Below are 26,767 nucleotides of genomic sequence, written 5' to 3' on the forward strand. Positions count from 1 at the left end.
ACAATAATTCAGAATCTGTAATTTACCAAACTAAATACATTTCTACCATTAGAATACATAAAAACAAATGATTTTATATACTTTAATGTCTCATTTTTATTAAATTTACTGACCAAGTTAGGAATTTGCCTATTTATTATTCGGTTTTTCTGTTCCGGTCTGCAGAATAGCTGCTAAACCACCATCGTCTGCCAGAAAATCAAATGCCTTTACGGTTGGTTCGGTTAGTGTCCAGAGAATTTCTTTATAATTAAATCCCTGATCGATTTTTAACTGAATTAATCCGTGTCCGTCCAGATAGATAAGATTGCCCAGTACATGATCAAGGCTATGTTGTGTTACTAACTGGTCAAAAAATTCCTGCGATGAGGGATTCGGAAAACAATTGGTAAGTTCGGTAAGAATCTGATACTGAAGAGTACGATCAAGTTGCATGGCTGTCTGTGATAATCAATATAAATAATGGAATAATTGTAATATAGCCTGATTAAGTTCTGGTAGCAGGCTGCTCTGTTTTGTAATCCGGATGTATAATTTTAATTATGATGATTATTGTTTCAGGAAGTATTTTTGCATTTGTCTGGTTCTCATTGATATATTTAGAATGTTAAAAAGATAATAATCTGAATCAGGCAATAATAAACCGACATTAAGCCATAATGAGAAATACTTATTATATAGAAATCAATTATTTTATGCCATTTAACTAATAATATCAATTAACACAGAATATTTATTATTAAGTACTTAATATTGATTTTGGTATAATATTGTATTTAAGTTAAAAGAATATGTAAATGAAAACTAATTTAATAAAGGCAATCGTACATTTAGTTAAATTACCAATTATTCAAATAGTAAAAATGAATGAAGGAAAAAATCGTGCTAACAATCAAGGAGAGGGACTCGAAAAATTTATTATAGATCTCTTTTGTGGAACTTTTAATGAGACAAATGAACAAATACGTCTTGAAAAACGATGTGAATTGTTCAGTTATTTAGGAAATCAAAATAATCCTCCTGATGCAATGATACGTGCTGGTGATGCAATTGAAATTAAAAAAATTGAAACTTTTGGGGCTCCTCTAGCTTTAAATTCATCTTATCCGAAAGCTAAATTATATCCTGATAACCCTATGCTTGCTACAGCTTGTGTTTCTTGTGAAGATTGGGTTGAAAAAGATATAATTTATGCAATTGGTCAAATCAATAAACAAAATATACTCAATTCTTTATGTTTTGTTTATGGTATTGATTATGCCGATAATTTAGAGACTTATGAAAGAATTAAATTAAAGATTAAAGAGGGAATATTAACTATAGATGAAGTCGAATTTTCTGAAACAAAAGAATTAGGTAGAGTAAATAAAGTTGATACTTTAGGAATAACATATTTGAGAATACGTGGAATGTGGCATATAGAAAATCCTATAAAAGTTTTCAATTATATTTATCAACCTCAAAAACAAGCTACATTCAACTTAATGGCATTAATTAACATAGATAAATATATGTCATTTAGTGAAGAGGATCGTAATGAGTTAGAAAAAACGGAAAAATATTTAGAAAATCTTGTGATAAAAGACGTAAGAATTAAATGTCCAGATAATCCGGCTCAATTAAAAGATGCTAAACTGATTACTTTTTTCTTACAATAAAACAGAGTTGATAAAATGAATATTATTTCTTTATTTTCAGGTGCTGGCGGGCTTGATTTAGGGTTTAAAAATGCCGGGTTTGAAATAGTCGTTGCAAATGAATATGATAAATCTATATGGGAGACCTATGAAAAAAACCATACTGCTCCTTTAATTAAAGGCGATATTAGAAATATAAAATCAGACGTATTTTTGAAAAATAGTAAAGAAATTGACGGCGTTATAGGCGGTCCTCCCTGTCAAAGTTGGTCTGAGGCTGGTGCACTTAGAGGAATAAGCGATGATAGAGGTAAGTTATTTTTTGAGTTTATTCGCCTTTTAGAAGAGATACAACCTAAATTTTTTGTTGCAGAAAATGTTTCGGGCATGATGTCAAAGCGACATTTAGAAGCAGTTCAAAATATAATACATTTATTTGGTAATGCAGGCATAGGATATGATGTATTTATTCAAACTTTAAATGCTTCTGATTACGGGGTGCCTCAAGATAGAAAACGTGTATTTTATATTGGTTTTAGAAAAGATTTACAAGTTAAATTTGAGTTCCCTACACCATTAAAAACAAAATTAACATTGAAAGATTCGATTTTTGATTTACAAAATACAGCAGTACCGGCAATGGAAAAAAACAAATCGCATGGGGATAAATTAGCTGTAGTAAATCATGAATATTTTATTGGTGATTTTTCAACCATTTTTATGTCTCGTAATAGAGTTAGAACATGGGAACAACAGAGTTTTACTATTCAAGCAGGAGCTAGGCATGCACCTATCCATCCACAAGCCCCAATTATGGTAAATGTGGGCAAAGATAAATTTCAATTTGTTGAAGGTAAAGAAAAATTTTATCGACGATTGTCTGTAAGAGAATGTGCAAGAATTCAGACTTTTCCAGATAATTTTAAATTTTATTATAATTCGTTAGCTGAAGCTTATAAAATGATCGGAAATGCTGTACCTGTGAAATTAGCAGAAGCTGTTGCTAATCAAATTAAGCTTTTTTTAAAATAAATATTCATTATGTTGCAAGATTGAAAGATTAATTTAGAATATAAAATAAAGTATATATTATTCATATAAGAGTAATTTTTAATAATTATAAGGAAATAATGTTTTTATATTAATAAAAAATATATTTCTGCAAGGTCGAGCTGTCCGGATTTAAAACATATTTATGCTTATTGTTATTTATGAGAATACTGTAAAAAGCAGCTGAGCAGTATTAGAAAAATATGACTTAAAATTAATAAGAATAATTCCTATTTGCACTTGTATAAAAGAATCATTATTGATTACAATGCGGCATCTTTATATTAATTTGTGTCAAAAGGGGTTAACTTAATATGCGCCGCTCACCCAAGATTATTGCGCTGGCTGTAGCTTATATCGGCTTTCCTGCAGTAGTTTATGCCGAAGGCGAAGCTCATTTGCCAACAATTCATGTTGAGGGTAAACGTGTTACGCCAAGTGTATTCAAAGATACTAAAGTTAAGGCAGATACTATTAAGAAACAAGGTGCGGTGGATTTAAAAACGGCATTAAAAGATATTCCGGGTGTAGAGGTATTGGATACTCAGGGTACACGACAGGGTAATGACAGTGTCAATATTCGTGGTTTAAGTGGTAACCGGGTTGGTATGACCATTGATGGAATTGAGTTGCCTGAAGCAAATGAAATGAAGCATACGGGACAGTATGCGATTTTCGGTCGTGGTAATTTTATGGATGTTTCCGCGCTCAGTAGTGTTGATATCAGTAAAAATGCCCGTGGTTTTGGTTTGGGCGGTGTTGTTGCTATGCACACACTTACCCCCGATGAGATTTTGCAGGATAAAGATCAGGGTGGTTATATTGATACTCAGTATAACAGTGTGGATAAATCTACAGCGGTAACAGGTGTCGGTGCAATGAGAAGTGACCGCTGGCGCGGAATGGTACTGGGTACTTACCGTAAAGGTGATGAAGTGGATAACCGGGGTAATATTGGCGGCAAAGGGGCTTTGCGTACTAAATCAGACCCTGTTGATCACAATAGCCGGTATTTTCTTACTAAGCACGAATTTGATATTAATGACAAAAATACCCTGAATTTTACTGCTGAATATTTGAGCCGGAATCAGTGGACTGATTCATTGTCTCAGGTAAATAATACCTATACTGATGTACGCGGTATAGATGACAACAAGAAAACACGGTTTTCACTGGGACATGATTATCACAGTGATGAGGGATTGATTCAATCAGGTAAAACTCAGATTTACTGGCAACAGACTAAAACAGATTCAAGTACCCAGCGTGACTATGTCAAAGGTTGTACCAGTATGGTTCCTGACCGGAATAATCGTTGCGTTTTTAACTTTACCAATAAAGATAAAGTATGGGGATTGACAACAGACTGGTCATCGCATTTTGATACAGGTAGTCTGAGTCAGGAATGGCGCTATGGTCTGAGTTTTGCGCACCATGAATTAACTAGTGACTGGCAAGGATATTATGCCAGATCGAAGCCTAATGCCGATAACACTACTATTCGGGCCAGTGCGTATATAGATGCAGATCTGCAATGGGGCAATTTGGTTGTCAGTCCAGGTTTATCGGCTGCTTACTATAATATGAAGCCTAATTCCAATGGCTTTGTAACCGGAATCAATGGTGAAATCGGTGAATTGCGCAAAAAACATCAAAGTGCATTAACACCTCGTCTGGGTATTTCGTATCAGATTACTCCATTGCTGGTACCGTATTTTCAGTATGCCCGTGGTTTTAATGCGCCATCATCTCAGCAGCTGGCTTCTTCATGGAATCCGGGAAACTACAGCTCCTGGGGTAATCCGAATCTAAAAGCGGAAACTGCAAATAATTTTGAGCTTGGTTTACGCGGTAAAAATGATGTTTTTGAATACGGTATAGCCGGATTTGATAATCACTATAAAAACTTTATTGATTATGTAAATATTTCTGATGTGGTGAAGCTACCGGCTGATGCTGTATGGAGCCGTCCGGGCAGTAAACAGACGCTGGTATTGCAGGCACAGAATTTCAGTAAGGCACATATTTACGGCGGTGAAGCATATGCACGCTGGAAGTTCGCGCCAGACTGGAAAGTAAATGGTTCAATAGCCTATTCGCGTGGCTCGATTCGCCAGGAAGGCGTAGACAGACCGCTTAACTCAGTGATGCCGGTTAAAGTGAAACTTGGTCTTGCCTATGATAAGGAAGTGTGGGGAGCTAATGTTGATTTAACCTATGTGGCGAAAAAAGATGATAGCGACATTCAAAATGTTCCAAAAGGAACAAGTTACTATAATCCATCCAGAAATTACGCGCTGGTTGATTTGGGTGGCTATTGGAAACCAACTAAGCATCTGAGTTTCCGTGCCGGTGTGAATAATGTTTTTAATAAGAAATACTGGAACTGGGCAGATATTGCTTACATGATGCCGAATGTAAACAGTCAGTCGGGCACTTCTGGGCAAAGCGACGGCAATGCGACTAAGTTAACCAGAGACAATGCTGATTTCTATTCAGCTCCGGGACGGACATTTAATGTAGGGTTGCGCTACACCTTTTAAATAAATCTGAAATTAAAATAATTAGCTGAATTATTTGCTAAATCACTATCAATAATAACTTTGTAAAGGAACGAGACATGAGTTTATGGCAACAATATCTGGATAAAAAGGCAACTGTCGAAGGAGGAATGTACTTTCCGCGTCAGGCAGCAGCTGATCTGGGTGTGAGTGAAGGCGCATTAATGGCAGATGCTCCGGACTCTGTTTATCTGGGCAGCCGGATTCGCGATCTGGTACTTAAGCTGGAAACCCTGGGAGAAGTTTTGAGTGTGGTGCGTAATGATGCCGCAGTACATGAAAAAGTTGGTGTTTATGAACATGTAACGCTAACTGCGCGTACAGGGCTGGCGCTGAATGTGGGCGGGCTGGATTTACGTTTTTTCCTGCATAACTGGCATCATGCTATCGCTACAACTGTGGTGATTGGTGAAAGAACCATGCGTTCGATTCAGTTTTATGACGAATACGGCATGAGTATTGAAAAAATTTTCATGCGTGATGAAACTAAACTAGACGCATGGCAGGCTCTGATTGATGAATTCGCAACCAGTGGCAAACCGGAATTTCTGCCGGCACCGGAAATTAATGTAACGATACCGGAACCATTGTCACCAGAGCGCGAGCAGGCCTTTCAGGAGCGCTGGAATGAGCTGAAAGATGTACATCATTTTGGTGGTTTGCTGGAGACTTTTAAAATTGACCGCCAGCAGTCTTACCGTCATGCACCGGCAGGCAGCACTAAGCAGGTCGATCGCAGTGTATGGGAAGAAGTTCTGCAGTATGTTCAGGCAAATAATCTGGAAATTATGGTATTTGTCGGTAATCGTGGCTTAGTGCAGATTCAGACCGGTAAACTACACAATGTAGTACGTTCACATGGCTATCTGAATGTACTGGATGCCAAAGTACCGGAAGAAGGCTTTGATTTGCATCTGCGCGATAGTGATATTGTGGAAACCTGGGTGGTACGTCGTCCGATCAGTGAAGGTTATGTGACCTGTATAGAAGGTTTTGACAAAAATCGTCAAACTGTGGTGCAAATTTTTGGTCGCCGTGAAGAAGGTAATGATGAAATGCAATCATGGCATCAGCTGATGGATGGCTTGTTAGCAGGCTAAGCAGCCGGGGCAGATATGCATTTTGTAGTTATGGTGAAATCATAAATTACTAGGAATATGGATATCTGCCATTGTAATATGAGTAATTAAAGGGTGGATTATGAAAAAATTACTGTTGGCAGCGGCTATGTGCGCTGCTTTTCCATTTGCGTTTGCTGCTCGTATTGTTACGCTGACGCCTGATGTGGCAGATATTGTGGTGGAGTTGGGTAGTGCTAAAGAAGTAGTAGGGCGCGAGAGGGCTTCTACTAATCCGGCTTTAAAGAATGTGCCCAGTATCGGCTTGTTTCACGGGCTGAGTGTGGAACCGATTGCGGCCAGAAAACCAACTCTTGTTCTGGGTTCGTGGATGGCACAGCCAACCAGTATTTACGCCAATCTGAACCGGGTAGGTGTTAAAGCGGTGAATGTTGCGCCAAAGGATGATATTAATGGCTATGCGGCCGGTATTCGCCAGATCGGACAGCTTATTGGTAAGAGTAAAGAAGCCAATGCATTGGCAGATCGCTGGCTCAGTCAGGTGAAACAGATGCCGAAAACCGGTAAGCGCTATCTGATTAGCTATGATGGTCGTTATGTTTCCGGCCGGGGTACTGCTGCGGATGAACTCATCAGGAGGGCTGGTGGTATTAATGCAGCCGCTGCTATTGAAGGTATGAAACCGATGTCACGCGAGGCATGGCTGGCCGCGAAACCGGATATCATTCTGATTGCCGAACGCAACCAAAAACTGACAGGCGGCGTGCAGGGCTTGATTAAACGGCCGGAAATTGCTGCTTCTCCAGCCGCAAAACAAAAGAAAATCTATTTTATGCCGTCAAATGATATTTTTCGTTATGGCCTGAATACTCCGCAGGTTATTCCTAAACTTTATAAACTGGCACAATAATTATGACGCAAGTGCAGCAAACGGCCGGTACGCCTGATCACAATAGGGTGAAAAGTGCGTTCTGGCCTAAACTGGTTTGGTTTATCGCCGCTATATTATTCAGTTTACTGTTGAGCTGGTTTTGTCTGGGACTGGGTATGGGTGGCTGGCAATGGCCGCAATCCATGGATGAGATAACACTAGGTATCCGGCTGCCGCGAGTACTGGTAGCGCTGATAGTGGGTGCCGCACTGGCCGCTTCCGGTGCTGCATTGCAGGCATTATTTGATAATCCGCTAGCGGATCCGAGCCTGATAGGTACCTCCGGTGGTGCCGCACTGGGGGTTATTGCCGTCCTGGCAGGTGGCTGGGGTGCAGTAACAGTACCAATGGCTGCGTTTCTGGGGGCTTTGCTGGTATGTGTTCTGATTCTGACGGTACATCGTCTACTAGGCGGAGGAACATTGGGGCTACTGGTGATGGGTTTTGTTATCAGTGCCTTTTGTGGTGCATTGGTAAGCATGATTCTGTTTATGTCGGATGATATGGTTTTACGCAGTGCAACTAGCTGGCTTGCTGGCAGTCTGGCTGAGTCCGGCTTTACTTCACCATGGTATGCACTGGTAGTAATGCTGCTGGGGTTGTGTGTTCTGGTGGCAGTGGGCAGGCGACTGGATATTCTGATGCTGGGAGAAGAAACAGCCATTAGTATGGGTGTTGCTGTCGGGAGTACCCGGATATGGGCAGTGATAGGCTCTGCTCTGTTAACCGGAGCAGCGGTATCAATGGCCGGTATTATTGGTTTTCTGGGTATGATGGTACCGAATGTAGTTGCCCGTAATCGCGGCGGCAGCCGGCGTAAAATTATTCTGTTGTCTGCCTGGCTGGGAGCAATATTTTTGCTGCTGGTAGACAGTGTATCGCGCTGGCTGAGTTATCCGGTTGATTTACCTGTAGGTATCGTAATTTCTTTACTTGGCGGACCATTTTTCCTGTGGTTGTTTTTACAGCCATTGCGTCGCTAGGATCTGGATATGGAAAATTTATTTACCATTCGCAATGTACATGTACAACCACGTGGCCGTTGTATTTTATCGGTACCACAACTTGATTTACCGGCCAATCAGCATATCAGTATTATCGGGCCGAATGGTGCAGGTAAGTCAACTTTACTGCGTGCACTGTTAGGTCTGCATGGTTCCGGTGTCAAATTATTTGGAGAATCGGTTGACAATAGTTTAAAGCGCCGGCAGATTGCATGGGTGGGGCAGCACGGACAATATAATTTGCCGCTTACGGTAGTTGAGTATGTGCAGCTTGGCTGCTCTCCTCAGGGCGGTTGGTTTAAGAAAGCCCGGGCACCCGCAGCAAAGCTCCAGCAATTACTTGATGTTTTCGACTTATGCTCACTGGCACAGCAACGCATAGGCAGTTTATCCGGAGGTGAACAGCAGCGTGCTAATGTGGTACGTGCGTTGCTTCAGAATGCACCATTACTACTGCTTGATGAACCATGTAATCATCTGGATATTCGTCATCAGCACCAACTGATGCATTATTTACATGAGCATCACGATGATTTTTCTGTTGTTATGGTACTGCATGATTTAACTATGGCAGCAAATCATTCTGATTTTATTGTATTAATGAATGAAGGACAGATAGTTGCTTCAGGAACACCTCAGGATGTTATGCAATCTGCTTTGCTGAGTGAAGTATATCAATGGCCCATCCGGCGTATTGAAGAGGATGGTAAACTGTTTTTTCGTATGAACCATCAAGCGTTGCATTCGGCTGCCGCATAATATCACAATGAATCTCCATGGTTAGTATCAGCACGTTTCATGCTGAATCAGAGATAAAATGACCAATAATAACTTGGTATTTGTCTGCTATGTGTTCTGGTATTTGCAGCAAATACCTGATTGCCGGCAGATGAAAGTGTTAAAAAATTCCGGTATAGTGTGTATGACACAATTATCTAATACCTTTAAATCAGGAACTTTATATATGCAAAACGCCATACGTAATTTTTTATTTGGTTCTGTAGTTGCGGTGGCGTTAGCTGCCTGTGGTGGTGAATCTGCCTCAGGTACTGCTTCCAGCTCCGGTGAGAGTACAGGTCAAAAGGTAGTAATGGGGCTGGATGACAGCTTTCCGCCTATGGGCTTTCGTAATGAAAAAAATGAGTTGGTTGGTTTCGATATTGATATGGCTCGTGAAGCAGCCAAGCGTGCCGGTCTGAATGTTGAGCTTAAGCCAATCGACTGGAGTGCCAAAGAATCGGAGCTTAACAGTAAACGTGTTGATATGCTGTGGAACGGATTAACCATTACTCCACAGCGGCAGCAGCAATTATTATTATCCAAACCGTATATGGACAATCATCAGATTATTGTTGTCCGTCCCGATAGCGGAATTAATACTAAAGCTGATCTGAATGGTAAAATTGTGGCGGTTCAAGATGGCAGTAGTGCTGTTGATGCAGTAGAAGCTGATCAGAATACAGCCAAATCATTCAAAGAATTGAAGAAATATGCAGATAATGTGACAGCATTAATGGATGTATCCGCCAAACGTGTAGATGCACTGGTTGTAGATGAAGTAGTCGGTCGCTATTATGTTTCAAAAAAACCTAATGAATATAAAGTATTAGGTGATAATTTTGGTACGGAGCAATATGCTGTTGCTTTCCGTAAAGATGATCAGGCTCTGGAGCAAAAAATTCAAGGGGCTCTGGATAGTATGAAAGCAGACGGTACATCTGCTAAAATTGCTACGAAATGGTTCGGTAAAGACATCATTAAATAAATGTTGTTTTACTTTGGAATCAACGCTGCCTGAATAGAATTTATTCAGGCAGCGTTATTGTTGTTTTAAGGAATACACATGAATTATGTGTTAAATATGCTGCCTGAACTCTGGACAGGAGCAAAAATTACTCTGAGCCTGTTTGCCATTACTCTATTACTGTCTATTCCGTTAGGGTTGGTATTGGCATTATTGCGCCTTTCCGAAATCAGGGCGCTGGATTATATTGTTAATTTTTATATCTGGGTGATGCGCGGCACACCTTTAATGTTGCAGATTTTCTTTATTTACTTTGCTTTACCGGCAGTAAATATTTTACTGCCGGCATATACTACAGCGGTAGTAGCGTTTGTGCTTAACTATGCTGCTTATTTTGCAGAGATTTTCCGTGCCGGAATTCAGGGGGTAGGTAAGGGACAGTATGAAGCAGCAAAGACATTAGGGATGAGCTACGGCCAAACCATGCGTCGTATTGTTTTACCACAAATGTGGAAAAAAATTCTGCCGCCGTTAAGCAATGAAACGATTACACTGGTTAAAGATACATCGCTGGTATATGTGCTGGCATTACAGGATGTGATGCGGGTAACTTATCAGCTGGTACAGCGTGAATTTAATCTGATGCCGTTTTTTGTGGCGGCTGCATTCTACCTGATTATGACCCTGATTCTGACCTGGGGCTTCCAGAAAATGGAGAAACGCTATGCACGCTACGACGACTGATTTAATGATAGATGCCCGCGGTATTTATAAGGCTTTTGGTAATACTGAAGTACTCAAAGGCGTCGATATTCAGGTAGCACGCTCAGAAGTAGTTGCCATTATCGGTTCTTCCGGTTCAGGCAAATCTACATTATTGCGTTGTCTGAATTATCTAGAAAAGATAGATGCGGGGAGTATCGCCATTGAAAATGATTTTCTGGTACAGAACAATATCCACAATCGTGCCCATTATGTATCTGAAGGCCTGATAAAAAAAATCTGTACTCGGATGGGTATGGTTTTTCAGCAGTTCAACCTGTTTCCGCACATGACCGTATTACAAAATATCATTGAAGCACCAATAACTGTGAAAAAAATGAAGCGTGATGAGATTGTTCCGCTGGCACAGGAGTTGTTGCGCAAGGTTGGTCTGGCTAATAAACAGGATTATTTTCCGTCTCAATTATCCGGCGGACAAAAACAGCGGGTTGCTATTGCCCGTGCACTGGCTATGCAGCCGCAAATTATGCTGTTTGATGAACCTACTTCAGCGCTTGATCCTGAATTAACCGGCGAAGTATTGAAAACGATGCAGCAACTGGCTGAAGACAGAATGACTATGGTTGTGGTCACTCATGAAATGGGTTTTGCGCGTGAGGTGGCTGATAAGGTGCTGTTTATGGATAAAGGTGTGATTGTTGAGGCTGGTGAAGCCAGCAGCTTTTTTGCTAATCCTCAGCATACACGAACACAGGCGTTTTTGAGCTCGATGCTGAAGTGAAAAGTATTTTATAGATGTTAATTTATATATCATAAATAATTTTTGAATTGGTAGCTTATTTCTATAATGTTGAGTAATGCTCTTTGTTTATGCTGATTATGTCAATCGCAACTAATATGGATGAATGTTAAGTGATAGTAAATTGACGTGTGAGCAAATATTGAATCCGGTAAATTATCATTTTCACACTAAGCATTATCAGATTAATCAGATTTAAATATAGAGTTATAAAATATATGAGACACAGTAAAAAACAATTGATAGCTCCGGTTTTAAAATGGGCAGGTGGTAAACGTCAATTGCTTGATACTTTAATTCCTTTAGTGCCTAAAGATTATTCTGTCTATTGTGAACCTTTTGTGGGCGGTGGTGCATTATTTTTTGCATTACAACCTCAATCAGCCTGTATTAATGATGTTAATCATGAACTAATTCGGGTTTACACTGTTATTAAAAATGATGTTGACGCTCTGATTGAACAATTAAAACAATTTCAGAATAATAAAGATCAGTTTTATGAAATACGCAGTTGGGATAGAAATAAGGATAAATATACTCATCTTTCCGATATTGAAAAAGCAGCACGAATTATTTACCTGAACAAAACGTGTTTTAATGGATTGTTCAGGGTTAATGCTTCAGGTGAATTTAATGTTCCGTTTGGAAATTATGCAAATCCTAATATTGTGAATGAACCTGTTTTAAGAGCTATTAGTTTTTATTTTAACAACTCAGAAATAGTATTCAATGCTGTTGATTATGCAGAAATTTTAAAAAATCTGCCTGATAATGCATTTGTTTATCTTGATCCACCCTATGATCCTGTATCTGTTACGGCCAATTTTACCAGCTATACAAAAGATGGATTTTCCCGTGATGAGCAAATAAAGTTACGTAAGTGCTGTGATGAGCTGAATGAACGTGGTATTAAATTTATACTTTCAAATTCGGCTACTGATTTTATTTGTGATCAATATAGCAAATATAATATCGAAATTATTTCTGCTAAACGTCTGGTTGGAGCTGATGCATCCAAACGCGGAAGAATACAAGAGGTGATTGTAAGGAATTATGGGTAATTCTAAAGATTTGTGTATTAACGGTGCATGGGAATTATTATTTGAAAAATATGATATACCCAAAAAAGTAGATGACAATGGTTCTTTTGAAATTGATGCAAAACAAATAAAAGAAGTAAAAGAACCAAGATTAATGGCTAAATTTGATCATTCAGTAAATTTACCCGAAATTTTTTCTAAAAACCATCTTACTATCTTGCCTATTACTCGTGGCCGATATGTTATTGGCAATTTTCAGGCATATCAGAATTTAAAGCAGATAAATGCTGATTCACCTATTAAAAGAATGCCTTTACCGGATTATATTGAAAGTTTGGATTTATCCAAGATAACCAGTGAGGCAATAGCTTTAAATTGTGCTTATACTTCGGGTATTATTGCTGATTTTTTGCATGAGAATGAACTGAATCCAACTGTGGCAGGGAGATTAGGCTCAGGTGCTTTTGACTTTTTTATTAATTTAAATAAGCATGGAAAAAATATATTCTATCCAACTCAAACCCAGAAAATTTGTGTTAATAAATCTCAGATTGAAATTGACGCCGGGTATGAGGGGTTACATTCATTGGCATTAATAGAAGCAAAGCTGGATATATCTGAAGATTTTCTGATTAGACAGATTTATTATCCATATCGGGTTTGGAAAAAGCGTATTCAAAAGCCAGTGCGTTCGATATTTTTTATTTACTCTAATGGTATATATAATTTATATGAATATGAATTTACCGACTTGAAAAATTATAATTCTTTAATACAGATTAGACATAGCCGGTATGCCATTGAAGATACTAAAATAAGAATGGCTGATATTGAAAGAGTACTACAAGAAACAGTTGTATTAGACGATAATTCTGGGATTCCTTTTCCACAGGCGGATAAATTTGAGCGAGTAATAAATTTATGTGAACTTCTAGTGACAAAAGAGTTAAGCTGCAGAGAAATAACAGAGCATTATGCATTCGATAGACGACAAACAGATTATTATGCTAATTCAGCACGCTATCTTGGTTTAATTGATAAAAAAGAGGAAGAAAATAATACATATTATTTGCTTACAAAAGATGGGAGAAGAATATTAGGACTAGGTTATCAAGATCGCCAATTGGAATTTTGCAAATTAATTCTTCAGCATAGGATATTTAATTCTGTATTAAAAGAATATATCAAAAATAAAAATATACCTGTGCAAAAAAGTAAAATTATAGAAATTATGCGTGAAGCAAATTTATATCCCTCATACTCAGATGTAACTATTAGTCGACGTTCTTCTACTGTAAGAAAATGGATAGAGTGGATATTAGATTTAGTAAAATAAAGATCCATAATCAATTATAAGTTCTAATAAATTTATAAAATCAGCTTACAATAAATTTTTTATGAATCAGTGTAATTGGTTATTTTTAAAGTTCTATAATTCTATTATTTTACTAGTACTGATAATCAATAATTGATGACCCTGAAAAATTTATATGCATGCTTACTCTGATATCTGCTGTAAACAGGAGCCGATAGAGGTTTATCTCCAGATGACAATCAACCGGATGTAATTTTAAGACAGTAGCAGTTAAGTAATGGTATTTTGTAAGGTTAGTGTGTTTAGAGCCAAGATATGGCTCTGAAAGGGTATGCAATTAAAGAATGAGTTGGATGACGCTGTTAATATCTATAAATATTATTGCTGAATAATGATTTAAAGTAAGAGTTTATTTTAGGAAAATACAATAAATAGCAAATTTTCAGTTTTATTCTGTTTCTATCAGATGAATTCTCAGGTAATAATTTATTGAATATATATAAAATCGTTATATATACAAAGCCGTCAGAACAACAGTATGTCTGACGGCTTTTAGAAAATACAGTTTATTCTGTATCAGCAGCTTTAGCTACAGTTACCATAGCAGGGCGTAATACACGGTCGGACAGCGTATAACCTTTTTTCATTACCGAAACTACTGTATTGGGTTCTTGTTCACTTTCTACACTTTGCAAGGCCTGATGACGGTGCGGATCAAGTTTGTCACCGGCTTTAGGATCGATCTCTTTAATATTAGACTGATCGAAAGCTTTTTGTAATTCGGTCAGCGTCATTTGTACGCCCATTTTCAGTGCGTCAAAGTTACCGCTTTGATCTTGCAGGGCCATTTCCAGATAATCTTTAACTGGCAACATAGCACTGGCAAATTTCTGTCCAGCAAATTTGTGTGCGCTTTCCAGTTCATCCTGATGACGTCTGCGCAGATTTTGTTCATTGGCGAGTGAACGTAACTGTTCGTCTTTGAGTTGTCCTTCAAGTTCGCTAATACGTTCCTGTAACTCTTCTATGGTAGCTTCAGGAGCGACAATTGGTTCTGTGGTTTCGGTATTATCGTTAACCTGTGTTTCGTTTTCGGTATTGTTTTCCGGTTGCATATTTTTTCCTCTGCAAAAGGGTAAGTTATATGATTAAATTGGGTCGTTGTATATCGATTTCAAGCGACTGTAACAGATTTGTAATCACTTTTATTTATTAATTTTAATACATTGATTTTTCTAAAAATTAAATATATTTATATATCAATATCCAAGTGTTTTATTTTGGATATAAAAATAAATATTTCATTGGAAAAATTCAAGTTATATGCACTGGTGATGAGCGGACAGAATGGAAATACTGTCCGCAAAACAGGATGATATCTAGCCGGTATTACGCAACCCTTGTGCAATACCATTAATTGTCAGATGGATGAGCTGGAGTATCTCACTATTATCCGGCTGCTGGCGTAATTGTTGCAGCAGATGTATCTGCAACCAGTTCAGTGCATTCAGATAAGGAATACGCAAGGCCAGAGAACGTGCCAGAGTGCGGTTATCACTCAGATAATGCTGACGTTGCAAAATATTAAGCAAAGCCTGCCGGCTGCGCTCAAACTCTTCAGATAGCATGGTGTAAATGGTTCTGGCAGCTTGCTGATCACTGGCAAGATCTACATAAGCCTCAGCAATAGTAAGATCGGCTTTGGCCATGACCTGATCCATGTTGGAAAGCATGGTTTGAAAAAACGGACTGTTTTTGACCTGCTGCTGTAAGCGTTGCAGATTGGTACTGTCCTGTTCAATCAGTTCTGCTACTGCACTACCGAAGCCATACCAGGCCGGCAGCATCAGGCGGTTCTGGGTCCATGAGAATACCCATGGTATGGCGCGTAAGTCCTGAATTTTAGCCAGTGTTTTCCGGCTGGCGGGGCGGCTGCCAATATTCAGGCTCGCAATTTCCTGAATCGGGCTGGTTTGCAGAAAATAATCAATAAAGCCCGGAAAGGTAATTAATTGCCGGTAATGTGTGAATGCGCTGGCAGACAATGCATTCATCAGTTCGCTGTCAGGCTCACTGTTATGCATGGGTAAAACAGTAGCTTCAAGCGTAGCAGCAATGAGTGCTTCAAGATTACGTTCTGCATTGGTCGGATCAGCATATTTGGCGGTAATAACTTCTCCTTGTTCAGTAATGCGTATTTGTCCGGCTACGCTGCCAGCCGGCTGTGCCATGATTGCGTCGAATGAAGGTCCGCCACCGCGACCGACACTGCCACCGCGGCCATGAAACAGGCGCAGACGGATATGGTGCTGACCAAATAGTTGTACCAGTCTCGACTCAGCCTGATAAAGTGACCACTGGCTGGTTACATAACCACCATCTTTATTACTGTCGGAGTAGCCCAGCATAATTTCCTGCAGGTTATCACGACTACGCAAAAAAGCACGATACCAGGGCAGATTAAACAATTTATCCATAATACTGATGCAATTATGCAAGGCATCAATGGTCTCAAACAGAGGAACAATATTAATCCGGCTGGTCGGTTTCTCATTACTGATGCTCAGTAAACCGGTTTCTTTCAGCAGTAACGCTACCACCAATATATCGCTAACGGTTTCGGCGTTAGAAATAATGCACTGATTGATAGCGGTTTCACCATAGTTATTTTTAATATTCGCCGCAGTTTGGAATATAGCCAGCTCACGCATGGTGTGCGGACTATACTGAATATAAGGGCTGTATAGCGGGCGCTGGGTGCTTAATTCACGTAACAGAACGCGCTGTTTGGCTGCTTCACTTAATGTCTCAAATGTTTCAAGACCGGCGTGTGTAAACAGCTCGGCTACAACTTCGGCATGTTTGGCTGCATGCTGACGCAAGTCGATGGACATCAGATGAAAACCGAACAGGGAAACAGAACGAATCAGGTCAGCCAGTTTGCCTTGTGTGAGCAGGGCACTGCCATTTTGTTGTAAAGAGCTGGCTATATTATTAAGCTCCTGCAAAAGTTCCGCCGGTTGTTTATATGGAGGTAGACCATGATGCTGGTTGTGTGGAGCAATATTCAGTTGCTGTGAGGTGGCATTCAGGCGTGCCTGTATATAGGTAATAGCACGGCGGTATGGTTCTTCGCTATGAGCCGTTGCGGTATCCGGCGACTGCTCGGCCATATGATGCACGCTGCTGTCAATCTGAACACGACGAGAAGAAAGCGGCAGCAGCTGGTGCAGCTCATCCAGACATTGATGATAATGCTTTAACAAAGTATCACTCTGAAAGATGAAAGCTTCCTGTAAAGTATCTGCATTAACATACGGATTACCGTCACGATCTCCGCCAACCCAGCCACCGATACTGAGTACATCAGGAAGAGTTATTTGCGGATACGCACTCGTGAGCTGCTGTTGCAGTTTGCGGTAAAGAGCTGGTACCGCTTTAAAAAAACTTAATGGAAAATAGGTAACGCTATTATAAATTTCATCACTTACGCTGATTTTGAAATGGCGTGTTTCATCAGTCTGCCATAAAGCCAGCAGAATAGCTTCAGCCTGTTGCTTTAGCTGTTCGTTATAGTGATTATCAGAATGGTCATATTCACTGAGAATAGTGCGGATATGACGCTGAAAGCACAGAATGCACTGGCGCTGTACTTCAGTCGGATGAGCGGTTAGCACTGCACTGATACTGGTTTGCTGCAAAATCTGTTCCAGTTGCGCAGCACTAATCTGCTGTTGCTGAATTTGGTTGATAACATGAGTAAAACTGGTGCGTCCGGGATGCTGTCTGTCATTTTCATATGCCTGTCGCCGCCGTTCATGGTGGGCATCTTCGGCAATATTCAGTACTTGTGCAAACAGGCTGCATGCACGAATCAAATCTTGCTGTTGTTGTAAATCCAGAGTGGGCACCACCTGTTGAATGATGGTTTGTGGCTGATTACCACTGAGGAGCTGGCGCAATACAGTTTGTACAGTAGCTGTGGTTTCATTTTGCAGGACGTTAAATAGTGCTTCAGTCAGGAATTTGATATCTGCCGACAGGGGCGCATCTTTACGCTCGTCCAGAAGTGATGTTGGCATTGTGTTCTCGCTTTTGCAGACTTGTGTTTATATTGAATAACCTACGTCCATGATATTACGTGGTGATGATACGGGCAATACTACTGATTCGATAAGAGTTATAACCTCAGCTTCTTAGGTTACAAAAATATATTCTTTCTCAATCACCCAAACAGCCTTTTATATTGTTGGCTGATTCTGATTTAACAGAATGATTGAATTTATTTTTACATTCTGTTTTTTTTGACTTGTTAATTCATTTTCTTGTTGTGGTTGGTATTTTGCGCTTGGAACATAGCCCGAACAGGATGCTTCCAATGTGTGCCGGTGTTTCTGATACAGCAACCGGTATTGTTTGTGCCTGCCAGGTCTGTGGGAGAGAAGGTTATGCTGTTTTTAAAACAGCCATCTGTACTGCCCGGTTTTTCGCTTAGTCTCGGCATAAGTGTGTTATCGCTGTCAGTACTGGTGCTGTTGCCATTTACGATGCTGGTATGGACTGTTACTGATCTAGGCTGGCATGGTTTTATACAAGTCATTTCTGAACCAAGGACACTTGCTGCGGTATGGCTGACTTTGAAAATGTCTTTACTGGCAATGCTGGCCAGTGTGCTGCTGGGAACTTTGGTGGCATGGATATTGGTACGTTACCACTTCTGGGGTAAGGATCTGGTTAATGCATTGGTGGATTTGCCGTTTGCTTTACCTACTGCAGTAACAGGGGTGGCTTTGGCTACCTTATATGCACCTACAGGGTGGATAGGTGCGTTATTAACCCGGTTTGGATTGCAGATAGCATTTACACCGGCAGGTATCTGGCTGGCATTGTTGCTGGTAAGCCTGCCATTCGTCGTACGCGCAGTACAGCCAGTGCTGGCAGAATTATCAGGAGAATATGAAGAAGCTGCGGCTATTCTGGGCGCTTCCAGATTAACCATTGTATTCAGGGTACTGCTGCCGGAAGTTTTACCGGCACTGGTAATGGGGGCAGGTATGGCTTTTGCGCGCGCTACCGGAGAATACGGTTCCGTAATTTTTATTGCCGGTAATGTGCCATTTAAATCAGAAATTCTGCCGCTGATTATTGTCAGTAAATTTGAATTGTTTGATTTGCCTGCAGCGGCAGCAGTCGCATTATTTATGTTAATAATTTCCTTTACCATTTTGTTTATGCTGAATTTGTGGCAATGGCGTCTGAGCCGGCGTATGCAGGGACGATACTGATGAGCACAGTTAAAACCAATGAGTTGCTTACCGAACCGCGCTGGCTGCGCTACTTGCTGATAAGCATAACGCTGCTGTGTCTGGGTTTGCTGTTACTTTTGCCGCTGTTATCAGTATTCAGTTTTGCGCTGGCAAAGGGCTGGCAATTGTATCTGGCTGCTTTGACTGATGAAGAGGCACTCTCAGCTATTCGTTTGTCCTTGCTGATTACTGTTATTGTTGTGCCGGTGAATGTAATACTGGGTGTGGCAATGGCCTGGTTGTTAACCCATTTTTCATTTCGTGGTAAACAGTTATGGACAACCTTGCTGGATCTGCCATTTGCAGTCTCACCGGTCGTGGCGGGTCTGATGTTTGTTTTACTCTTCGGTAGTAACAGCTGGTTCGGTGGCTGGATGGAAACATATGGAATACAGATTATTTTTGCAGTACCGGGTATGGTGCTGGCGACTCTGTTTGTTACTTTCCCTTTTGTGGCGCGTGAGCTCATCCCTTTAATGCAGGCTCAGGGAAGTAGTGAAGAACAGGCTGCACTGATACTGGGTGCCAGTGGCTGGCAAATGTTCTGGCGTGTCACATTACCTAATCTGAAATGGGCTCTGGTTTACGGCATTATTCTGACTAATGCCCGTGCAATGGGTGAGTTCGGGGCTGTCAGCATGGTTTCAGGCCATATCCGCGGTGAAACCAATACAATGCCTTTACTGGTAGAGATGATGTATAACGAATACAACATGGTAGGGGCATTTGCTGTTTCCAGTTTACTGGCCTTGCTGGCTCTATGCACGTTGGTATTACAGAAGTATCTCGACTGGCGGCAGACACGTTTGTTCAAAGATGCACGGCGCGAGCAGATTGCAGTAAGCGACTGAATAAGTAAAGTACCGTGCTGGGTAGCGATTATGAGTATTCGTATTAAACAATTAAATAAATATTATGGTGATTATCATGCCTTGCAGAATATTAATCTGCAGGTACCAACCGGTTCACTGACGGCATTGCTTGGTCCGTCCGGTTGTGGAAAAACCACCTTATTACGTATCATTGCCGGGCTGGAACGCGCAGATTCAGGTGAGCTGTTTTTTGCTGATGATGAGGTCAGTAATCTGCATGTGCGTGAGCGCCGGGTCGGATTTATGTTTCAGCACTATGCCTTATTCAGGCATATGACCGTATTTGATAATGTGGCTTTTGGTTTACAGGTACTGCCTAAACGCATTCGCCCGAATAAAGCAGAAATAGCTGCCCGGGTGCATGAATTATTACAACTGGTGCAGCTTGACTGGCTGGCTAAAGTATATCCGCAGCAACTATCCGGAGGTCAGCGCCAGCGTATTGCTCTGGCACGTGCTCTGGCAACCAGACCAAAGCTGCTGCTGCTGGATGAGCCGTTTGGTGCACTGGATGCCAAGGTGCGCAAGGAATTACGCCAATGGCTGCTGGAAATTCATCATCAGCTGGGAATTACCAGTGTACTGGTTACACATGATCAGGAAGAGGCGCTGGAAATGGCCGACCAGATAGTAGTGATGAATCAGGGAAAAGTTGAGCAAAGCGGAGCTGCCTCATCTTTGTATGATAATCCTGAAAATGTATTTGTTACCGAGTTTCTGGGTGAGGTTAATGTATTTGAAGATGCCTGTATTGAACACGGGCAATTGTGTCTGGGGCATTATCATGAACCGATTACCACAGGAGAAAAAGCCCGTCAGAATGTAGCTGTTTATATTCGGCCTCAGGAAATACAGGTATTAACACATATTCAGGATAATGTAATTGCCAGTGCATGCGTAGAAGAAATACATGCTATCGGTGCACAAATAAGGTTATGGTTGCGCCGAGAGGATAATAATCAGCGTATACAGGTATGGCTGTCGCCGGCCGAGTTTCGTACGCTGTCATTGCAGCCGGCTCAGACAGTATGGTTCAGACCTCAGCGGTTAACTATGTTCAGATTGCCGGAGATGGTGGATTACGTGATTTAATTATATTAATCTTATACTAAAAGCATATAAAGAATTAAGTTAGAATAAAATCTGCTTCGGTTATATATTTGTTTTTATTTATATAATTTCAAATATTTTAAGTCAGAGAATATTAATTGCAGGTATTTTTTTATCTGCAGAAAAAAAGATTAATTAAATGGCAGCTAAGCTATCAATACCAATAAAGATATAACTCAAAAAAATTTATCACAATAAATATTGAATAAATAAAAAACGGCTACCGAAATGATATTCGGTAGCCGCTTTAATTAAATCATGGATGATTTAATTACCCCAATAGGCAGCAAAATTATTTTGCTGAACAAATTGTTGTATCTGATCTGGCATGCCGGAAAGAGAACTATCCTGTCTGGCGGTAAAACCGGACATAGCCGAAGCCAGTTGCTGAGCCTGACTGGCTACAGCCGGACTTTCATTTGCTACAGGAGTAGAATTTCTGGTCAATAAATCACGGTTAAGTAAACTTTTTGAAGTTAGACCATAGCCGGGTTTACTGGTTTGGGCAGACAAGTAATTTCCTTTAATAATATCTTGATAGCTGATGGTTTTATCATCAAATATAAAGTTGAAAGAATGGGCTCGTGCACTAGAATCAAAGTATCTACTCAAAGTTACAGAATCATTAGTACCATATGCCCGCACGATCAGATCATAACCGGAACGGCTAAATACAGCATTGGTAAGATTTGTTCCCTCAAAAACAATATCATTATATTCACTGGATATATCATTCCCCCTATCATCGATAATATCCTGTCCGTGACCACGCTGAAACAGATAACGATCTTTTTCATTACTACCACCATCCAAATAATCGTTACCGGCACCGCCATTCAGTATATCAAAGCCATTGCCTCCATATAGGTAATCATCGCCGTTACCGCCATTCAGAATATCATTTCCGCTCCAACCATATAATCTGTCATCACCATCATCGCCATTCAGAATATCATCCTTGTTTTGTCCGTTAAGAGTGTCATTACCGGCACCGCCACTGATAATGTTTTTGCCCTCCCAGCCATTAATTGTGTCATTACTGCTATCACCATAGGTAATATAGGTATAATAATTCTGAAAATCTTGATAGGTGATAATTCTATCTTCAAAAATGAATTTATAAGCTTTGGCCGGTTTATAAGTGCCATTATAGAAATAATCATTAATAGTGACAGAATCATTTGAACCGTAAGCATGAATAATCAGATTTTCGCCAGAGCTGGTAAATACGGCATCAGCAAACTTAGCACCTTGGAAAACGACTTCATTAACATCATTGAAGGGAAAGCTATCATCAATAATGTCTTGCCCGTGTCCGCGCTGAAATAAATAACGATCTGCGGAATAACCACCATCCAGATAATCATTACCGGCTCCGCCATTAAGGATGTCAATACCATCGTCACCATACAAGCTATCGTTGCCATCACCGCCATTCAGCACATCATCCTTAGTTCCGCCGTTCAGAATATCGTTTCCATCGCCACCATTCAGAATATTTTTACCGTTTCTCCAGCCTTTGATTGTGTTATCAGTATCATCACCATCTGCAGTAAAAGTGAAATTATTTATGATATATTGATAATCAATGGATTTATCGTTAAAAATAAAGTTGAAAGCATCTGAGCCGTTGAAATAATCAGTCAGAGTAACAGAATCTTTAGATCCATAGGCTCGAACAATCAAATCTTTGCCAAAGCGGGTAAAAACTGCATCGGCAAAATTGGCATCTTCAAAAACAATATCATCGACTTCATTTGAGTTGCTAAAGTATCCAGTATCATTGATAGTATCCTGTCCGTGTCCGCGCTGAAACAGATAACGGTCTTTTTCTCTGTTGCCTCCGTTCAGGATATCATTACCACCACCTCCGTTCAGTATGTCATAACCACTATTGCCCCATAAGGTATCATTGCCATTACCGCCATTCAGGATATCATTGCCGTCTTCACCCCATAAGATATCGCTGCCATCATTTCCGTTCAGAGTATCATTGCCACTTTGCCCGTATAAAGTATCATTACCCACACCCCCGTTCAGAATATCGTTACCATTGGTACCCGTTATATTTTTATTAATATTCTCTGTGGGCGTAAAAGTGTAATTATTTTTAAGATATTCATAATCGATAGTTTTATCAGTAAAAATAAAATTATAAAATTGTGGAAAACGATAATTAAAATAATTGGTTATAGTGACAGAGTCATTGGAGTGATAGGCATGTATGATTAAATCGTTTCCGGAACGGGTGAAAGTAGCATCACTAGAGTAGGCATCTTCAAAAATAACGTCATTAGCATATGTTGTCTGATCGCCATAATATCCCTCATTAATAATATCCTGTCCGTGACCATACTGAAACAGGTAAGTGTCTTTTTCATTATAACCACCGTTTAGGAGGTCATTGCCAGCACCTCCGATCAGAACATCAGAACCTTCGCCACCATATAATTTGTCATCGCCATCACCGCCATTAAGTATATCGTCACCGTTTGCTCCGCTTAGTTCGTCATCGCCATCATCTCCATCCAGAACATCGTCTTTGTTTTTCCCATATAGAAAATCATTACCGCCACCACCGCTAAGAATATTTTTACCACCCCAGCCATAAATTTTATTATTGGTATTATCACCAATAGAAGTAAAAGAGTAATCGTTATTAACAAGGTCGGAATAAGTAATCACTTTGTCATTAAAAATAAAATTATAGGCTGCAGTTCTATTAAAATAATTATTTATAGTCACACAGTCATCGCTACCATAGGCATGGATAACCAGATTATTACCAGAACGGGTAAATGCTGCATTTGCAAAATTTGCTCCCTCGAATATAACATCATTCACCTCTACAGATTCATTGCTATAATAACTTTCTTGGATGATATCCTGTCCGTGCCCGCGCTGAAACAAATAAGTGTCTTTTTCATTGTGGCCACCATCAAGAATATCATTACCTGCACCACCATTGAGAATATCCGAACCATCACCACCATCTAATCTATCATTGCCTGCACCACCATTAAGAGTATCGTTACCCTCTCGTCCAATTAAATAGTCATCACCGTCATCGCCGTTTAAAATATCATCTTGTTCATTTCCAAATAGAACATCATTACCGGCACCACCATTGAAAATATTTTTGCCTTCCCAGCCATATTCGTAGTTTCTACGACTATCACCTATAAGAGTAAGAGTAAAATTATTTACTATATATTCATAATTAATGGTTTTATCATCAAAGATAAAATTAAAAGCCTGTTTATTGCTACCGAGAAAATAACCATTTATAGTAACAGAGTCATCAGAACCATAGGCATGGATAATCAAATCATCTCCATACCGGCTGAATGCAGCATTGGCTGAGTAGGTTCCTTTAAAGATAAGATCATTACTGTTTGCTGTATCACTGACAAAAATCCCTTGGCCGATAATGTCTTGTCCGTGTCCTTTTTCGAACTGAAAAATGTCTTTTTGCCCGCCTCCTCCGTAGAGTATGTCATTACCCGTTCCGCCGATAAGAATATCATTACTGCGATCACCATATAATGTATCATTGCCGGCACCGCCATTCAGAATATTTTTGCCTTCCCAGCCTCTAATAGTATTATTTTGATCATTGCCGTTAGCAGTAAAGGTGTAATTATTTTTGAGATATTCATAAGTGATCGTTGTATCATCAAATATAAAATTAAATGCGCGACTGTCTAATTTGTAGATATAATCATCAACTAATGTGTAGTCAAAATAATCAATTAAGGTGACAGAATCATTTGAACCATAGGCACTGATAATCAGATTATTGCCAGAGCGGGTAAAGACAGCATCCGCAGATTTCGCACCCTGAAAGACAAGGTCATTAATTGCAGAAGTCTGATTAGGTTTACTCATATCGTTAATAATGTCCTGTCCGTGCCCTTTTTGGAACAGGTAACGATCTTTTTCAAAATCTCCGCCATTAAGAATATCATTGCCGGCACCACCATTTAATGTGTCATAACCGTAGCCGCCATTAAGAATATCGTTACCGTTTTCTCCGTTGAGTTCGTCATTGCCATCGCCGCCATTCAGGGTATCATCACCATTTCTGCCCCACAGGACATCATTACCATAACCCCCGTTCATAATATCCTTACCTACCCAGCCGATAAGGGTATTGTTACCGGCATCACCATTGGATGTAATACCATAATCGGTTTTGAGATTTTCGTAAGTGATGGTTTTATCATCAAAGATAAAGTTAAAGGCACGGCTGCTTTTATTCAGATCAAAATAATCCGGCAAGGTAACGGAATCAGTAGTGCCGTAGGCACGGATGATCAGATCATTACCGGCACGGGTAAATAGGGCATTTACTGAATTGGCACCCTGAAAGACCAGATCATTGCGCTTTTGTTGTAAGTAAGAAATGGCGTAATCATCCCCTTTATCATTGATAACATCCTGCCCATGTCCCCGCTGGAAGATATACTGATCTTTTTCGTAATCGCCGCCATTGAGAATATCGTTACCGTAGCCACCATTGAGAATATCAAAACCAGTGCCGCCAGTTATCGTATCATTGCCGTAACCGCCATTAAGCACATCATTACCTGCATCACCGTAGAGAATATCATCTCCACCATCGCCATTAAGAATATCGTTGCCATTACCTCCGTTCAGGGTATCGTTGCCGTAACCGCCATTGAGCTGGTCATTACCGGCATCGCCATAGAGAGTATCGTCTCCATCATCACCGTTGATAATATCGTCGCCATCAGCTCCATTCAGCGTATCATTACCGGTACCTCCATAAAGGGTGTCGTTACCATTACCACCATTTAAGATATCATTGCCGGCTTCGCCGTAGAGAGTATCATCGCCGTCGTTGCCGTTAAGGGTATCGTTACCGTAACCTCCATACAGAAGATCTTTACCCTGCCAGCCATTAATGATATTGTCATTATTATCGCCGTTTACACTAAAGGTATAACTGCTTTTCAGATTTTCGTAGGTTATCGTTTTATCATTGAAAATGAAGTTAAAGGCACGGCTGTTTCTGCTATAGTCAAAATAATCATTTAAGGTAACAGAGTCTCTGGAGTTATTAGTGTAGATAATCAGATTATTACCGGAGCGTTTAAATAATGCCTCAGCGGAATTGATATTTTCAAAAACAATATCATTGCGTTGTTGTTGCCAATAAAAGTCAGAACTATCGTACCCCTGATCACTGATAGTATGCTGTCCGTGTCCGTTTCTGAATACGTACCTGTCTTTTACCCAGTCATTACCCTGAATAAGACCATTAGTGTTTACTGAATTCGGACTTTCTGCAAAAACTGTTGATTTCAGAGAGTTTTTTTCAGTCTTTGGCTGGGAATTATTTTGCTGTCTGTATAAATTGTTTAAAGTTTCCATAATCCTGAATCTCCTTGATTAAAGTTTATATTCTTAAATAAAGTTTGCTGACTGGTCAGAATCAGCGTTAATTATGATGTTTAAGTTTTAATCATTGTAAATCAAAGCCTTATGTATCATAATCTGAAAGTATATATACTCTGTATAACCGGTATAAAATTTGATTTATATCAAATAATCTATATTTTTTTTAAAATAC

19 protein-coding genes are annotated in these 26,767 nt (G+C 39.9%); 15 read left to right on the forward strand and 4 right to left on the reverse strand.

The annotated features are described in order from the left end of the window. Positions 1–129: 129 nt before the first annotated feature. Positions 130–435, reverse strand: a complete 306-nt coding sequence (locus tag H3T75_RS09435; protein ID WP_198211594.1) for a hypothetical protein — start codon at positions 433–435, stop codon at positions 130–132. A gap of 362 nt (positions 436–797) precedes the next feature. Here H3T75_RS09435 and H3T75_RS09440 point away from each other — a divergent pair, with 362 nt between their 5' ends. The 12 genes from H3T75_RS09440 to H3T75_RS09495 all read left to right on the forward strand — a co-directional run bounded on the left by H3T75_RS09440 (position 798) and on the right by H3T75_RS09495 (position 13,904). Next, positions 798–1,658 (forward strand): NgoPII family restriction endonuclease, encoded by an 861-nt coding sequence (locus tag H3T75_RS09440; RefSeq protein WP_096766063.1) that lies wholly within the window; start codon positions 798–800, stop codon positions 1,656–1,658. A 15-nt stretch (positions 1,659–1,673) separates the two neighbouring features. Further along, entirely contained in the window at positions 1,674–2,669 is a 996-nt protein-coding gene (locus tag H3T75_RS09445; protein WP_198211595.1) for a DNA cytosine methyltransferase, read from the forward strand. Positions 2,670–3,001: 332 nt separating this feature from the next. Then, a complete protein-coding gene (locus H3T75_RS09450) occupies positions 3,002–5,230 on the forward strand; it encodes a TonB-dependent hemoglobin/transferrin/lactoferrin family receptor (RefSeq protein WP_198211596.1) in 2,229 nt (742 codons plus the stop codon). A 77-nt stretch (positions 5,231–5,307) separates the two neighbouring features. Then, complete coding sequence (locus H3T75_RS09455; protein ID WP_198207766.1) at positions 5,308–6,348, forward strand: ChuX/HutX family heme-like substrate-binding protein; 1,041 nt, start codon at positions 5,308–5,310, stop codon at positions 6,346–6,348. Positions 6,349–6,448: 100 nt separating this feature from the next. After that, positions 6,449–7,237, forward strand: coding sequence for a hemin ABC transporter substrate-binding protein (locus tag H3T75_RS09460; RefSeq protein ID WP_025329843.1), 789 nt, complete (start codon positions 6,449–6,451; stop codon positions 7,235–7,237). Positions 7,238–7,239: 2 nt separating this feature from the next. Continuing rightward, complete coding sequence (locus H3T75_RS09465) at positions 7,240–8,241, forward strand: iron ABC transporter permease (RefSeq protein WP_025329844.1); 1,002 nt, start codon at positions 7,240–7,242, stop codon at positions 8,239–8,241. A gap of 9 nt (positions 8,242–8,250) precedes the next feature. Next, complete coding sequence (locus tag H3T75_RS09470; protein WP_198207768.1) at positions 8,251–9,021, forward strand: ABC transporter ATP-binding protein; 771 nt, start codon at positions 8,251–8,253, stop codon at positions 9,019–9,021. A 205-nt stretch (positions 9,022–9,226) separates the two neighbouring features. Next, on the forward strand, positions 9,227–10,027 hold the full coding sequence (locus H3T75_RS09475) for an amino acid ABC transporter substrate-binding protein (protein ID WP_025329846.1): 801 nt from the start codon (positions 9,227–9,229) through the stop codon (positions 10,025–10,027). Between the two features lie 78 nt (positions 10,028–10,105). Continuing rightward, entirely contained in the window at positions 10,106–10,750 is a 645-nt protein-coding gene (locus tag H3T75_RS09480; protein ID WP_025329847.1) for an amino acid ABC transporter permease, read from the forward strand. Between the two features lie 4 nt (positions 10,751–10,754). Next, the gene (locus H3T75_RS09485; protein ID WP_037476109.1) at positions 10,755–11,510 is read left to right on the forward strand and encodes an amino acid ABC transporter ATP-binding protein; all 756 of its coding nucleotides are present in this window, start codon (positions 10,755–10,757) and stop codon (positions 11,508–11,510) included. Between the two features lie 236 nt (positions 11,511–11,746). After that, positions 11,747–12,589: a DNA adenine methylase gene (locus H3T75_RS09490; protein ID WP_198211597.1), complete on the forward strand. Its 843-nt coding sequence runs from the start codon at positions 11,747–11,749 to the stop codon at positions 12,587–12,589. Then, a complete protein-coding gene (locus tag H3T75_RS09495; protein ID WP_198211598.1) occupies positions 12,582–13,904 on the forward strand; it encodes a hypothetical protein in 1,323 nt (440 codons plus the stop codon). The genes H3T75_RS09490 and H3T75_RS09495 overlap by 8 nt, the downstream gene beginning before the upstream one ends. A gap of 545 nt (positions 13,905–14,449) precedes the next feature. On the opposite strand, the gene grpE is transcribed toward H3T75_RS09495, so the two are convergent. Next, entirely contained in the window at positions 14,450–14,998 is a 549-nt protein-coding gene (grpE, locus tag H3T75_RS09500; RefSeq protein ID WP_198211599.1) for a nucleotide exchange factor GrpE, read from the reverse strand. Positions 14,999–15,262: 264 nt separating this feature from the next. Further along, the gene (gene ppc, locus H3T75_RS09505; protein ID WP_198211600.1) at positions 15,263–17,965 is read right to left on the reverse strand and encodes a phosphoenolpyruvate carboxylase; all 2,703 of its coding nucleotides are present in this window, start codon (positions 17,963–17,965) and stop codon (positions 15,263–15,265) included. Between the two features lie 366 nt (positions 17,966–18,331). Between ppc and cysT the strand changes: the two genes are divergently transcribed. From cysT to H3T75_RS09520, 3 genes are read left to right on the forward strand one after another with little or no spacing between them, the layout of a single operon-like run. Then, complete coding sequence (cysT, locus tag H3T75_RS09510) at positions 18,332–19,168, forward strand: sulfate ABC transporter permease subunit CysT (protein WP_198211601.1); 837 nt, start codon at positions 18,332–18,334, stop codon at positions 19,166–19,168. Beyond that, on the forward strand, positions 19,168–20,040 hold the full coding sequence (gene cysW, locus H3T75_RS09515; protein ID WP_198211602.1) for a sulfate ABC transporter permease subunit CysW: 873 nt from the start codon (positions 19,168–19,170) through the stop codon (positions 20,038–20,040). Before cysT ends, cysW begins: the two co-directional genes overlap by 1 nt. Positions 20,041–20,070: 30 nt before the next feature. Beyond that, positions 20,071–21,153 carry a sulfate/molybdate ABC transporter ATP-binding protein gene (locus H3T75_RS09520; protein ID WP_078475031.1) on the forward strand — a complete coding sequence of 361 codons (1,083 nt, stop codon included), beginning with the start codon at positions 20,071–20,073 and terminating at the stop codon, positions 21,151–21,153. Positions 21,154–21,438: 285 nt separating this feature from the next. Here H3T75_RS09520 and H3T75_RS09525 read toward each other — a convergent pair whose 3' ends face one another. Next, positions 21,439–26,568: a calcium-binding protein gene (locus H3T75_RS09525; protein ID WP_198211603.1), complete on the reverse strand. Its 5,130-nt coding sequence runs from the start codon at positions 26,566–26,568 to the stop codon at positions 21,439–21,441. Positions 26,569–26,767 lie beyond the last annotated feature (199 nt).

This window comes from Snodgrassella sp. W8135, from assembly GCF_016101225.1.
In the GTDB taxonomy this organism is placed as follows: domain Bacteria; phylum Pseudomonadota; class Gammaproteobacteria; order Burkholderiales; family Neisseriaceae; genus Snodgrassella; species Snodgrassella alvi.